The following is a 12,877-nucleotide window of genomic DNA, read 5'->3' as shown; positions in this document are numbered from 1 at the left end:
TCAATTTATACCGTGACCAGATGTTTGAAAACATGGCACAAGCTCAACGGCTCTGTTCTTTTGGGTTATACACACTTAAGCAACTTTTTAGAATGAAATAGCCCTGGGGCTAACCCAATAGTTGGCAAGACAAACGAAGGAAAACTTTCTGTAAAAGGATATTATCCACTTGAATATATTTCTATTCGTCTAGTTGAGGAATTATCAAAGTCAATTGAGAGTAGTGGAATACATCCAATAGAATACAAAAAAATATGCCCTCTTGGATGGTACAAAACTGAAATTGTGTATGCCGACTCTGACAATAATAATGAATCAATGGAAGAATTTACTGAGTTTGTTATGGTATATGAACATACAAAAGATAAATTTGATAATTTTATTAACTTCATTCTTTCTGCAAACTTTTTAGATGAATGGTCTAAAGAATATCTTGATGATAAATGGATGCAGTATCAAGTCCAACAATGGATCAATGAGAGGTTTGAACGCAAAACTGACAATATTGGTGAAAAGCTTGATTTAGATTTAATTAAGATTATTCGCCACATCGCTCAAAATCAATCTGCACCTTCATATCATCCATTTGAGGAAAGAGAAATTTATGATTTAGATAAACTTGCTTATAAAGTAATTGATCTTGCACCTCGTGTACAACGTGAATATCTAAGTAAAGAGTTTTCAAAAACTGGCACATTGTGGAAAACTTTTTACAAACAATTTATCCGTTTTCATACAGCAGTTAATGCTACAATAACTAGCATTCTTGACCGTGAAATTTCTGGCGAAAATCTAAATACAACTTCTGGTACATTCAAAACATTTACTATTCCTAATCCAATACTAACTACCTTAGAAAAATCGCAAATAAAGAAACGAGATGGTTATGCCTGTCTATGTTGTGGTGCAAGTGGTAAAGGAGTAAGATTAGAAATTGATCATGTTGTTTCAGTTTTTATGGGTGGTGAAACATCTTTAGAAAACTCACAAACCTTGTGTAGTATTTGCAATAAAAACAAAAGCATTAATGAAATTAATTTCCGGTTTAATGAAACACAATTAAGTCGCCCGAAAACAGTATTGAACTTATCATTACCCCACGCACAGGCAGATAGAGATGTCGCACGGGTTATAACAAGGATTGTAAACTTCTTTTACCATTGCAAATCTGTGTGTCAAGTTAATTGGCATGAAAGGAGAAACGGGCAATACTACTCAACATGGGAAATCAGTTTATATGGTGGTAATAATCCTCAATGGTTACTTCAGCATAAAGCTGAACTTCTCAATTTCATTCAAAAGCACCTTGGCTATACCCATGTACAAGATATTAGGGTTGTTGCACCTGGTAAAAACTAAACTCAAGTTTCGTACTGAATAAATTTAAAAGAAAGTATCAAAATTAGAGTTAAAAAATTAGGGACTGAGAAATAAATCTCAGTCCCTAAAAAAAAGCGGGCTAACCGCTAATGCCTGGTTAACCCGTGCAGCTTTGGGAACGCGCAGAGAAATTGTTATTGCAATACCAACTTCACATTGGCGTTTTGTAGACCGCGCTGTTTTACTTCAGCCAAGGTCTTGTTAACAGCATATTTTTGGTTAATGGAGTTGATCAACTCGGTTTGGTTGTGCTTCTTAGCAACGCCCCACAGGTCAGCGATTAGGTCAAAAGAACCATCGCTGTTGCGAGACCAGCCGAGGTCATATTCGCCTTCCAATACGGCAACGATATCGGAACGAACGCGCTGACCGTTATAACCACGTACATCAGCTTCAGTTTTTACGCTGATACCGAGGTCGCGCAAGGAAGCTTTGAGGATTTCGGCATCGGTGATCTTGGTACGCAGGGTGCTAAAGTGAGACATTTGGGTTTCCTCCAATGAGAAGATTGAGAAATACGACAACGGTTTGTTTTGGACGAAGCCGCACTTAGCAGGAGGCGGCTTTTTTCATAACTGCTAGCCTGAAAGCTAGCCTTTCCCCCTGGGATGGCAGAGGAAAGCTTTTAAAACTCCATTCGCTGATATTCAGCAACGGAGGATGCTGCGGGACGCGCTCGCTGTCTGGCCCAATCTCGCAGAGCCGTTACCTGTTCTTGCATCGTTCGAGACAGCGGCAATGTTGCCTTTAGCGCAGCAATAATATCTAGTTGTGTGAACTCCCGATCTTGGGCGAAAGCTTCATACATCGCCGCAACGATCGCTTGTTCAATTTCTGCACCGGAAAAGCCATCGGACATCTTAGCTAATTGCTCAAGGTCAAATCTAGAGATGTCTTCGCGGCGTTTGCTTAGGTGAATATTAAAAATATCTTGGCGTTCTTCTGGAGTTGGCAAGTCCACAAAGAATATTTCATCAAAGCGTCCTTTCCTCAGAAACTCCCCAGGTAACCGTTCCACTCTGTTGGCGGTTGCCATAACAAACACTGGAGATTTTTTATCTTGCATCCATGTGAGAAAAGAACCGAAGATTCTACTCGAAGTCCCGCCATCAGAATCCGAGGAGCCTGCACTACCAGCAAAAGATTTATCCAATTCATCGATAAACAAAATTGCTGGCGAAATAGATTCTGCTGTCTTTAGGGCGTTACGCAAGTTTGCTTCACTTCGTCCCACCATAGAGCCATCATACACTCGCCCCATGTCCAACCGCAACAGTGGTAAACCCCACAAGCGAGAAGTAGTTTTGGCAATTAATGACTTACCACAACCCGGAACTCCTAGAATTAACATCCCTTTTGGTTGAGGCAAACCATATTCTCTCGCTCTTTCTGTGAAAGCGTTAGAACGTTGCTTGAGCCATTTTTTTAGCTCCTCTAAGCCACCTACTGCATCAATGGTTTCATCTTCTTCAATGTATTCTAAGATACCATTGCGCCTAATCAGTTGCTTTTTCTCAGATAAAACTATATCTACTTCATCTTCCGTCAAGCGCCCCGTAGTTACCTGCGCCTTTCGGTAGACTTTTTCAGCTTCATCTTTGGTTAAACCCAAAGCTGCTCTGAGAAGCTTTTCTCTAGCCTCTGTTGTCAAGCGCCGCCCACGATATTGGTCTATATGATAAGTCAGTACTTTATTCAACTCAGCCATATCTGGCAGGCGAAAATCAAGGACTACAACTTCCTTTTCCAGTTCTATAGGTACTTGCTGCATCGGCGACATCAAAATGATGTTCTTTTGTGTACCTTTGAAGCTGGCGATCGCATCGCGTAACGATCTTGTGGTTGCAGGCGCATCAATAAACGGATGTAAATCTTTAAGAATAAATATACTGGGTTCTTTTTGCCGGATAATCCACTCAATCGCCGCCTCTGGAGACACGGTATTATGTTGTGTGACATTCCGGGGTTGACCGTACTCAACAATGCCGTGTGTTACTGTCCAAACGAATACTCGGCGCTGAGGCTTCAACATCTGGGCAGTAGTGGAAATCGCTTGCTCAGCCCGCTCTTCCTCGGAGGTCACAAGGTAGATTAAAGGGTATTGAGCTTGAATTAGGATATTGAGCTCTTCTTTCATACATCGACCTACTTGAGACCTAATAGAGACAGTACAGACATTGCTTTTAGTAAAGGCAACCGAAATGATGAATTATTCATTCATCATTCCTATCTAGCAAGGAACCAACTCTTCCTCACCCTTGGGATGGGTTTCATCTTCATCCATTTCATCAATGGAAAGATGCTCTTGACCAACTACTCCTGGTTGATTGCCTAAAGTAACCAGTTCCCCATCACGTAAGACTAGTGAGCTATTACAAGTTGGGCATGAATAAACTCTATGAGTCCGCCCATAAGATGAAGCTTCGACTTCATCAACTAATTCCGAATTAGACAGATAAAAAATGAGTGCGCGTTCTGCGATCTCTGACATTGCTTGGCAATCGATTGCTGAACGAATCTTCAGTTTTCTGTGCAACTCTGGCGATAAATACAAAGTGACCTTTTGCTTAGTTTGCGTTTGCATATAACTCTTTAACGGTCTTACCCGGGTATGTATATCAAGTTATCGGTTCTTCTATTCTTTGTCAAGACAGTAAAACGTTTTGACGCTATTTTCGTTACATTTGTTTACATTAATATGGTATTCATTCCTATTTACCCAAATTCTGGCGTGGATTTCGAGATACCACATGGGAATCCGGGAAGCCAGAAACATCAATATCTGGAGATTGTTGGTCGTTTGGCTTACCGATGCAAATTACAGAAAGATTTGCTGCAAATTGCAAAGATGTGTTGGTTTGGATGTGAAAAAGCTCCAAAGTTGACTCAACTGGGTGAGATACACTGTACATAAATTGTGCGATCAAGCACTTTAAGCAAACTTTTATACTGAAAAAACAAAAATAGTTCTTATGATGAGAGTTTTATAGTGCGTTTATTCAGCAGTTTCTTGATTTGGGAATAATAACCTGTAAATTAGCGAAGGTATCGATTTGAGTTTCTGGTATTTGTATAAAATCAGTGACTTTGGCGAAATGCGTAATGCGTAATGTAAATGGTTATTGCTCATAAAACCTGTATGGGGCAAAAAATTTATCCGTTTGCCGCCAGCTTTAGCAGGGTCATAGCCCTGTTAACAATCGTGTGGGGTTGTAGTGCGACTGATTTTAACGCCGAAGCGATCGCTTGGAAAACTTATAGCAATTCCCGTTATGGTTTTGAGTTTCCATATCCGAGTAATTGGAGTTCTTTGCCAGCCCCAGAAAATAATGATGGAATTACCTTTATTTCAGACCAAAACAACGCACTGGAAATTCGGGGGTGGGCAAGTCAACAGCTACCAAATTCGATTGACAAAGACCGAGAGTCAAAGAAAAAGATACAACCCAACTTTCAGACTGCTCAAGGAATATCTGGCGTGCTAGTTGTAGAAAGCGATCGCCAAGCAACTTCAATGACACTGACACTAACTCAAAATCAAGTCAAATACTACTGGCAAGGACGAAGCAACAGCCAAGAATTTCCAAATTACTACCGTTTGTTCTATTACATTGCCCAGCAGTATCGGATTCCAAAGTCTTGACTTATGGGGCATGGGGAGATGAGGGAGACAAATAAATTCAAAATTCAAAATTCTTGCATTAAAGAACTTCTGCCTTCTGCCTCCAATGCCCAATGCCCAATGCCCAAAATCCACATCTCTTTCAGAATGATGATTGAGAGGGGACACAAACCTGATAGATTTAGCTATCAGCGAGTAAAAACTGGTGAAGATGAAAGTCCTGGTTATTGGTGGCGATGGGTATTGCGGTTGGGCAACTGCCCTTTACCTTTCCAATCGAGGTTATGAAGTTGGAATTTTAGATAGTTTGGTGCGGCGGCACTGGGATAATGAACTCGGTGTTGAAACTCTCACGCCGATCGCACCTATTGGGCAACGCCTCCAGCGCTGGCAAGATTTGACTGGTAAATCTATCGATCTGTTCGTTGGCGATATTACAAATTACGAGTTTCTCAGTAAAGCATTGCATCAATTTCAGCCAAATGCCATAGTGCATTTTGGCGAACAGCGCTCGGCTCCATTTTCGATGATTGACCGCGAACATGCAGTTCTCACCCAAGTCAATAACGTAGTTGGGACGTTGAACTTACTGTATGCGATGCGGGAAGATTTCCCAGATTGCCATTTGGTGAAGTTGGGGACAATGGGTGAATACGGTACGCCCAACATCGACATCGAAGAAGGCTATATCACCATTGAACACAATGGGCGCAAGGATACCCTACCTTATCCCAAGCAACCTGGTTCAATGTACCATTTAAGCAAAGTCCATGATAGTCATAACATCCACTTTGCTTGCCGGATTTGGGGATTGCGGGCAACAGATTTAAATCAGGGTGTGGTTTACGGCGTCTTAACCGAAGAAACGGGAATGGACGAATTATTGATTAATCGGCTGGATTATGATGGCGTGTTTGGTACAGCACTGAACCGTTTTTGTATTCAAGCAGCGATTGGACATCCGCTTACCGTTTACGGCAAAGGCGGACAAACTCGCGGATTTTTGGATATTCGGGATACAGTCAGATGTGTGGAGTTGGCGATCGCCAATCCTGCCCAAGCTGGTGAATTCCGGGTATTTAACCAATTTACCGAGCAATTCAGCGTCGGTGACTTGGCATTAATGGTGAAAAAAGCTGGGAATGCAGTGGGATTGAATGTAGAAATCAATAACTTAGATAATCCCAGAGTCGAAAAAGAAGAACATTACTTCAACGCAAAAAACACCAAATTGCTGGATTTAGGTTTACAGCCGCATTTTCTCTCTGATTCTTTACTTGATTCTCTGTTAAACTTTGCAGTCAAGTATCAGAAACGAGTTGATAAAAAACAAATTCTGCCTAAAGTTTCTTGGCACAGAAACTAGAGTTAAACCGGCGTGCGGCTGCTAACAGAACCCTATTTAACTCAAGTAAATCGCTGGCCGAAAGCTGGTCGCCATATCCTAGCACAATATGACGACCAGTCAATTGTTGTTTTTAGAGCGCCATAACCATAATCAGACAGGGGTTGCCAGGCCAGATGCTCATAAATTCTTCAAGAGGTCGAAATCCTACGTGAAGATAGAATTTTCTGGTGCGATCGAAGAAATAATTATGGGACGATGGCCCAAGGGTTTTCACTTGGAGAAATTCTAGCCCTCTATTTCGGCAGTACTCAACTGAACATTCAACTAGAGCCTTGCCAATGCCCTGATGATGATATTCGGGGACAACACCCATAACGTAAATCTCTCCAGTCAATTCATTGTGTTCCTGAAGTGAAAGGAATCCTATAACGACATCTGTTTGAGTCACAGCAGCGAATAGGGGGAGTTCATTGATGTGATGGCAATACTCAACAATCCCTGACTCAATACCGAACCAATCAGGCAACGATCGCAAAATGCCCTCAGCAATTTCGCCTTTACGATTGGTCATTTCTTGAATAGAGAATTTCACAACAGAATTGATTACATCACGGGAGATAGTTTACTCTGTCTTTGAGACGAAACGTAAGAAAAGCTGGGATTATCTGCCTGGACTGAATAGTTTTATATGAGAATCGCCCTGTTCACCGAAACCTTTTTGCCCAAGGTTGACGGCATTGTAACGCGCCTGCGCCACACCGTTGACCATCTACAACGCAATGGTAATCAAGTGCTGGTGATTGCCCCTGATGGAGGCATCACAGAACATAAAGGCGCTAAAGTTTACGGCATTACTGGCTTTCCTCTGCCATTGTATCCAGAATTAAAAATGGCACTTCCCCGCCCAGCCATTGGTTATGCCTTAGAAGAGTTTCAGCCAGATATTATTCATGTCGTCAATCCAGCAGTTTTGGGTTTAGCTGGCATATTCTACAGCAAAATGCTCAAAATACCCCTGGTAGCCTCTTATCATACCCATTTGCCCCAATATCTCCAGCATTACGGCTTGGGAATGCTAGAAGGGCTGCTTTGGGAACTCCTTAAAGCCGGTCATAATCAAGCAGCTTTGAATTTGTGTACCTCCACAGCGATGATGGAGGAACTGTCAGCACACGGTATTGAACGGGTAGATTTATGGCAGCGTGGGGTGGATACGGAATTATTTCATCCAGATTTAGCAAGTGTAGAGATGCGATCGCGTTTATCGCAAAATCATCCAGAAAGTCCCTTACTACTTTACGTTGGGCGTCTCTCTGCTGAAAAAGAAATTGAGCGCATCAAACCAATTTTAGAAGCAATTCCCGAAGCCCGATTGGCATTAGTTGGGGATGGCCCTCACCGCCAAGCACTAGAAAAACACTTTGCTGGCACAAACACTTATTTTGTTGGGTATCTCATGGGCCGAGAATTAGGTTCTGCCTTTGCAAGTGCTGACGCCTTTGTTTTTCCCTCCCGAACCGAAACACTAGGCTTAGTATTACTAGAAGCAATGGCAGCCGGTTGTCCAGTGGTGGCAGCCCGTTCTGGAGGAATTCCTGATATTGTCACAGATGGTGTCAATGGATATCTTTTTGAGCCAACAGTAGATGTTCAAGGGGCAATTGCAGCTACTATCCGCCTCTTAGAACAGAAACAACAACGAGACATCATCCGTCAAAATGCTCGCCGAGAAGCAGAAAGTTGGGGTTGGGCGGCTGCCACTGCCCAGCTACAAAATTACTATCAAAAGGTGATATTTTCTCAACAATAGGGATTGGGTACTGGGGATTGGGTATTGGGTATTGGGCAAGCAGGAAGTATGGGAGGGGTGGGAGGTGTGGGAGGATAGGGAAGAATCTTTCCCCCCACACTCCCCACACTCCCCACACTCCCTAATCTCCAATACCTACTCTCTAATCCCCAGTCCCCAGTCACCAATCCCTAATACCCAAAATTCCATGACACTCCCTAACCCTGGCAGCGTCTTGGCTACATTAACTGAACTAACTCAAGTTAATCGTACTCACGCCCTACTGCGTCGCGTTAAAGATTTATCTGTTAATGAATTTGTTTGCTTACTAGACTTTATAACGGCTGAGTTTCAGCAATTTCTCAGAGCCATTGAACTAATTAATAATGAAGCTCTAGAAACTATGTTGGAGAAAGTTTTAGAAGCGATTACACTCAAAATTGGTCAAATTCTCCAAGCAGAACACACAGCTATTTTTTTAGTTGACCATGACAAAGGCCAACTTTGGTCAAAAGTTCCCCAAGATAATACTCAAAGATTCTTAGAAATTCGTACTCCCATTACAGTGGGTATTCCTGGTCATGTTGCTAGTACAGGACAATATCTAAATATATCTGAAACCTATACTCATCCCTTATTTAGCCCAGAACTTGAAAAACAAATGGGCTACAAAATTCACAATATTTTATGTATGCCAGTTATTAGTAGCAAAAACCAAACTGTAGCGGTAGTGCAACTGGCTAATAAAACTGGAAATATTCCATTTAATTATGATGATGAAGAACGTTTTCGAGATTTTGCTGCTTCTATTGGGATTATTCTAGAAAGTTGCCAATCTTTTTATGTAGCTGCCCGAAATCAAAGAGGCGCAACGGCTTTGTTGCGGGCAACTCAGACACTAGGGCAAAGTCTGGATTTAGAAGCGACTTTGCAAATAGTCATGGAGCAAGCTCGAATTTTAATGCAAGCAGACCGCAGTACGCTATTTTTATATCGTAAAGAAATGAGCGAACTCTGGACAAAAGTGGCGGCAGCCGATGGCACAAATTTAATTGAAATTCGCATTCCTGCTAATCGTGGTATTGCTGGCTATGTAGCTTCTACTGGTGAAGCTCTAAATATTCCTGATGCCTACAAAGATCCCCGCTTTGACCCGACTACAGATACAAAAACTGGGTATGTAACTCGCAATATTTTGTGTTTACCAGTCTTTAATTCCGCAAATGAATTGATTGGTGTAACGCAATTAATTAATAAGCAGCAAAGCAGTTTTACTGCTTCTGATGAAGAGTTTATGCGGGCTTTTAATATCCAGGCGGGAATTGCTTTAGAAAATGCTCGATTGTTTGAAAACGTGCTGTTAGAAAAACAGTATCAAAAAGACATTTTGCAGAGCCTATCTGATGCTGTAATTTCTACAGATATGGCAGGGAAAATCGTCACAATTAATGATGCAGCCTTGGAGTTATTGGGTTGCCCTATAGGAGATACTACTACTAAAACTAACAAGCTTTTGTGGGAACAAAATTTGATTGGTCGCCGAGTTTGGGAAGTTGTACCGATTGAAAATCTGCAAATGCGGCTAGAAGATAGTTTAAAAACTGGAGCTAAACATTATGTGCCAGAACAAACTTTGATTGTGGGACTGTATCAAGTTATGAGTGTAGATTGTCCAGTTTTGAGTTTCGCTCAGGGTTCGGCATCGAAAACTCAGTACTTAAGTTTAGCAGTGCGCGATCGCCATAACCCTGATGTTTTTATTCCCTGGAATCAACCCCTAACTCCCAAGTCTCAGTTTCTCACATCCGATGGCGTGCAAATATTAGAACGCAGTATCAATCTCACTGTTAATCCCCTGACTAACCCAGAAGGCGGTGTCCGTGGTGGTTTGGTAGTGCTGGAAGACATCAGTCAAGAAAAACGTATGAAAACTACAATGTCCCGCTACCTGACGCCCCATGTAGTCGAACAAGTCATGGCTTTGGGTGAAGATGGCCTAATGGTAAGCGAACGCAAAGAAGTAACCATCTTATTTTCTGATATCCGAGGCTACACGACACTTACGGAAAATCTCGGTGCAGCTGAGGTGGTATCACTGCTGAATCAGTATTTTGAGACGATGGTGGAGGCAGTGTTTAATTATGAAGGTACACTCGATAAATTTATTGGTGATGCTTTAATGGCCGTATTTGGTGCGCCACTACCACTTACAGAAAACCATGCTTGGAGGGCTGTACAGTCAGCGTTGGATATGCGACAACGCTTAGAAGAATTTAACCAGCGACGAATTATCCAAGCACAGCCAGAAATCCGTATTGGCATTGGAATTAGTTCTGGGGAAGTGGTTTCGGGTAATATTGGTTCCCGCAAGCGAATGGATTATACCGTAATTGGCGACGGTGTAAATTTGAGTTCGCGCCTAGAAGGAGTAACTAAGGAATATGGTTGTGATATTCTTTTAAGTGAATTTACTTACCAACTTTGCAGCGATCGCATTTGGGTGCGCCAGTTAGATAGAATTCGAGTCAAAGGGAAACACCAGGCTGTAAATATCTACGAGTTAATTGGCGATCGCACTACTCCTTTAGATGCCAACACTCAAGAGTTTTTGTTTCACTATCATACTGGACGCTCAGCTTATTTATCGCGTAACTTCTCCCAAGCGATCGCTTGCTTTGAAGCCGCCAAACGCATCAAACCTAAAGACCAAGCTGTGAATATCCACCTAGAACGTGCTTGTAATTACCAACAAACGCCGCCTTCAGAATCCTGGGATGGTGTTTGGACAATGATTGCTAAGTAGTTTTCAAGTTTAAAACGTTACTAAGAGTCCAGAAATGCTTTTTCTGGGCTGGACTTTGAACTTTTCACTCTTAATTAACTTGTTAATCTTGAATCTGTCCGTCATCCAAAAATGGATCTTCTCCAATTCTCAGCTCTTTTTTTGAGCGTTTCAACTGTTTCCATAAATCCTTGATTTGGTCGTAAGCTTCATCTGGAGCCATTTTTCCACCCGTTTCCAGGTTGCAAATATAGCTTACTTTTTGAGCAAATTCCTGTAGATTCGCATTAAAAACCAAGTTTTCTGGCTTTACTTGACCGTAGTAGCGACCGCGAGGATAGATAAAATCATCCTTATTCACTATTTTTCTCTCCATTTATTAAATTCCCCTTTTTTAAATTTTGGAAGCTGAATCAGTAGCTACCCCGTTCTTTCTTTGTCAGACTGGGGAAACCGAATCATTAAACTCCATTTCCAACCGGTGATTCGGGAATTGGTCGATTCAGATATTGAAACTAGAGTCTAAAGCTTAGAACACTTTCACCGTAAACTTTACAAAGAAAGTCGTTACTAAAGTGACTAGAGAGAATATTTACTTTTTCTCCCAATTGTCAATTTATCTCATCTTAATTTATGAAATGGCTATTGTAATTAACTTCGCTAAAAACCCTTATTTACCAAGTATTAAAATATACTTATTTTTTAATAAATTTTCTTTGCAAAAATAATTACAACTAAACTACGAACCAATAAATTACACAGCAAAAACTTATCACTTACCAAATCCAATTGTCTTCTGTTAAAAGTTAGAGATCAAGTTCTGAATCTTTAGTAATCGGCTCATAGCCACTAATCATTGACCAAAAAACCAAACTTTTACAACTATTTTCACGTTTATAGACCACGATTCAGTTCAGGGACTAGGGAATAATTCATTTGAGATTTGAGATTTTGGGTATTGGGAGTGTTGACTGTTAACTTTTGACTGTTGAGTGAGGAGCCTTGCCCTCTATCTGTTCCAGCCTCTAATGGCTAATGGTTAATAACTAAAGATAAAATGGTGAAGCCTCAAAGGACAAAAATTGTCCATCGCCTACAACTTTACCTCCCACCATGTCTGTTAATTCCAAGCTATACGAAGGCAAAGCGAAAATTCTCTATGCAACGGACGATCCGGAAATCTTGTTGGCTGATTTTAAGGATGATGCCACTGCGTTTAACGCTCAAAAGCGTGGCAGTATTCAAGGAAAAGGAGAAATTAATTGCCGCATTTCCAGCCAGCTGTTTAAACAGTTGGAGGTAAATGGTATAAAGACTCACTTTATCGACAGCCCTGCCCCTAATCAGATGCGGGTGAGAGCAGTAAAGATTTTGCCTTTAGAAGTAGTGATTAGAAATATTGCCGCCGGCAGCCTGTGTCAGCAAACAGGTTTACCAGTGGGTACAATTCTGAAACAGCCTTTAGTTGAGTTTTATTACAAAAACGACCAATTAGGAGATCCTTTGTTGACACGCGATCGCCTGTACCTGCTAGAGTTAGCCACGCCGGAACAAGTGGATGCAATTACACATCTAGCATTGCAAATCAACGATTTTCTCGGTGGCTTTTGGCAGCGGTGCAGCATTACCCTAGTAGACTTCAAACTAGAATTTGGTTTGGACTCACAACAGCAGTTGCTCTTGGCAGACGAAATTAGCCCCGACACCTGCCGTTTGTGGGATAGCGCAGAAGAAGACTCAAATCGGCGTGTACTAGACAAAGACCGCTTTCGTCGCGATTTAGGAAATGTAGAGGATGCCTACCAGGAGGTTTTACAGCGAGTACTAAAAGCAGTAGATAGTAATAATTAAAAAATTGGGAAAAATCTATTAAACTCATGTGGATTGTCATTTGTCTTTTGTGAAGAACCAATGCCTAATGACGCCACTTGACGGCAGTTGCTGATGGGTGAAACC

13 protein-coding genes are annotated in these 12,877 nt (G+C 41.6%); 7 read left to right on the top strand and 6 right to left on the bottom strand.

Annotated features, from left to right (window positions below; translation table 11 throughout):
* Window positions 1-285 precede the first annotated feature (285 nt).
* Entirely contained in the window at window positions 286-1,359 is a 1,074-nt protein-coding gene (locus tag H6H03_RS34305; RefSeq protein ID WP_199339188.1) for an HNH endonuclease, read from the top strand.
* 155 nt (window positions 1,360-1,514) lie between these two features.
* On the opposite strand, the gene H6H03_RS34300 is transcribed toward H6H03_RS34305, so the two are convergent.
* The 4 genes from H6H03_RS34300 to H6H03_RS34285 form a co-directional block, all read right to left on the bottom strand.
* Window positions 1,515-1,865: a DUF1257 domain-containing protein gene (locus tag H6H03_RS34300; RefSeq protein ID WP_015136553.1), complete on the bottom strand. Its 351-nt coding sequence runs from the start codon at window positions 1,863-1,865 to the stop codon at window positions 1,515-1,517.
* 140 nt (window positions 1,866-2,005) lie between these two features.
* Window positions 2,006-3,517 (bottom strand): stress-responsive protein Ycf46, encoded by a 1,512-nt coding sequence (gene ycf46, locus H6H03_RS34295; protein ID WP_099067841.1) that lies wholly within the window; start codon window positions 3,515-3,517, stop codon window positions 2,006-2,008.
* Between the two features lie 93 nt (window positions 3,518-3,610).
* Window positions 3,611-3,964 carry a hypothetical protein gene (locus H6H03_RS34290; RefSeq protein ID WP_190959478.1) on the bottom strand — a complete coding sequence of 118 codons (354 nt, stop codon included), beginning with the start codon at window positions 3,962-3,964 and terminating at the stop codon, window positions 3,611-3,613.
* 127 nt (window positions 3,965-4,091) lie between these two features.
* Window positions 4,092-4,292, bottom strand: coding sequence for a hypothetical protein (locus tag H6H03_RS34285; RefSeq protein WP_242058121.1), 201 nt, complete (start codon window positions 4,290-4,292; stop codon window positions 4,092-4,094).
* 227 nt (window positions 4,293-4,519) lie between these two features.
* Here H6H03_RS34285 and H6H03_RS34280 point away from each other — a divergent pair, with 227 nt between their 5' ends.
* The 3 genes from H6H03_RS34280 to H6H03_RS34270 are packed head-to-tail and all read left to right on the top strand — an operon-like array spanning window position 4,520 to window position 6,368.
* A complete protein-coding gene (locus H6H03_RS34280) occupies window positions 4,520-5,023 on the top strand; it encodes a hypothetical protein (protein WP_242058120.1) in 504 nt (167 codons plus the stop codon).
* Between the two features lie 3 nt (window positions 5,024-5,026).
* Window positions 5,027-5,290 (top strand): hypothetical protein, encoded by a 264-nt coding sequence (locus tag H6H03_RS34275; protein WP_190959476.1) that lies wholly within the window; start codon window positions 5,027-5,029, stop codon window positions 5,288-5,290.
* Complete coding sequence (locus tag H6H03_RS34270) at window positions 5,214-6,368, top strand: NAD-dependent epimerase/dehydratase family protein (RefSeq protein WP_190959475.1); 1,155 nt, start codon at window positions 5,214-5,216, stop codon at window positions 6,366-6,368. The genes H6H03_RS34275 and H6H03_RS34270 overlap by 77 nt, the downstream gene beginning before the upstream one ends.
* Window positions 6,369-6,480: 112 nt before the next feature.
* On the opposite strand, the gene H6H03_RS34260 is transcribed toward H6H03_RS34270, so the two are convergent.
* Window positions 6,481-6,921, bottom strand: coding sequence for a GNAT family N-acetyltransferase (locus H6H03_RS34260; RefSeq protein ID WP_190959474.1), 441 nt, complete (start codon window positions 6,919-6,921; stop codon window positions 6,481-6,483).
* A gap of 117 nt (window positions 6,922-7,038) precedes the next feature.
* On the opposite strand from H6H03_RS34260, the gene H6H03_RS34255 reads away from it, so the two are divergent.
* Together H6H03_RS34255 and H6H03_RS34250 are read left to right on the top strand one after the other, a co-directional pair.
* The gene (locus tag H6H03_RS34255; protein ID WP_190959473.1) at window positions 7,039-8,160 is read left to right on the top strand and encodes a glycosyltransferase family 4 protein; all 1,122 of its coding nucleotides are present in this window, start codon (window positions 7,039-7,041) and stop codon (window positions 8,158-8,160) included.
* A 187-nt stretch (window positions 8,161-8,347) separates the two neighbouring features.
* Window positions 8,348-10,942 carry a GAF domain-containing protein gene (locus H6H03_RS34250; RefSeq protein WP_190959481.1) on the top strand — a complete coding sequence of 865 codons (2,595 nt, stop codon included), beginning with the start codon at window positions 8,348-8,350 and terminating at the stop codon, window positions 10,940-10,942.
* Window positions 10,943-11,024: 82 nt separating this feature from the next.
* Here H6H03_RS34250 and H6H03_RS34245 read toward each other — a convergent pair whose 3' ends face one another.
* Entirely contained in the window at window positions 11,025-11,297 is a 273-nt protein-coding gene (locus H6H03_RS34245) for a DUF7219 family protein (protein ID WP_190959472.1), read from the bottom strand.
* 737 nt (window positions 11,298-12,034) lie between these two features.
* Here H6H03_RS34245 and purC point away from each other — a divergent pair.
* On the top strand, window positions 12,035-12,772 hold the full coding sequence (gene purC / locus H6H03_RS34240) for a phosphoribosylaminoimidazolesuccinocarboxamide synthase (protein WP_190959471.1): 738 nt from the start codon (window positions 12,035-12,037) through the stop codon (window positions 12,770-12,772).
* Window positions 12,773-12,877 lie beyond the last annotated feature (105 nt).

The organism is Nostoc paludosum FACHB-159, from assembly GCF_014698835.1.
Taxonomy (GTDB): domain Bacteria; phylum Cyanobacteriota; class Cyanobacteriia; order Cyanobacteriales; family Nostocaceae; genus Nostoc; species Nostoc paludosum.
Note: the sequence above shows the minus strand (reverse complement) of the source record. Positions and strands in the feature narration are given on the sequence as shown.

What these genes read in the sequence shown, in the direction of transcription:
- H6H03_RS34300 (WP_015136553.1), bottom strand. Translation starts at nt 1,865, where the DNA reads ATGTCTCACTTTAGCACCCTGCGTACCAAGATCACCGATGCCGAAATC.
- ycf46 (WP_099067841.1), bottom strand. Translation starts at nt 3,517, where the DNA reads ATGAAAGAAGAGCTCAATATCCTAATTCAAGCTCAATACCCTTTAATC.
- H6H03_RS34290 (WP_190959478.1), bottom strand. Translation starts at nt 3,964, where the DNA reads ATGCAAACGCAAACTAAGCAAAAGGTCACTTTGTATTTATCGCCAGAG.
- H6H03_RS34285 (WP_242058121.1), bottom strand. Translation starts at nt 4,292, where the DNA reads ATGTACAGTGTATCTCACCCAGTTGAGTCAACTTTGGAGCTTTTTCAC.
- H6H03_RS34280 (WP_242058120.1), top strand. Translation starts at nt 4,520, where the DNA reads ATGGGGCAAAAAATTTATCCGTTTGCCGCCAGCTTTAGCAGGGTCATA.
- H6H03_RS34275 (WP_190959476.1), top strand. Translation starts at nt 5,027, where the DNA reads ATGGGGCATGGGGAGATGAGGGAGACAAATAAATTCAAAATTCAAAAT.
- H6H03_RS34270 (WP_190959475.1), top strand. Translation starts at nt 5,214, where the DNA reads ATGAAAGTCCTGGTTATTGGTGGCGATGGGTATTGCGGTTGGGCAACT.
- H6H03_RS34260 (WP_190959474.1), bottom strand. Translation starts at nt 6,921, where the DNA reads ATGACCAATCGTAAAGGCGAAATTGCTGAGGGCATTTTGCGATCGTTG.
- H6H03_RS34255 (WP_190959473.1), top strand. Translation starts at nt 7,039, where the DNA reads ATGAGAATCGCCCTGTTCACCGAAACCTTTTTGCCCAAGGTTGACGGC.
- H6H03_RS34250 (WP_190959481.1), top strand. Translation starts at nt 8,348, where the DNA reads ATGACACTCCCTAACCCTGGCAGCGTCTTGGCTACATTAACTGAACTA.
- H6H03_RS34245 (WP_190959472.1), bottom strand. Translation starts at nt 11,297, where the DNA reads ATGGAGAGAAAAATAGTGAATAAGGATGATTTTATCTATCCTCGCGGT.
- purC (WP_190959471.1), top strand. Translation starts at nt 12,035, where the DNA reads ATGTCTGTTAATTCCAAGCTATACGAAGGCAAAGCGAAAATTCTCTAT.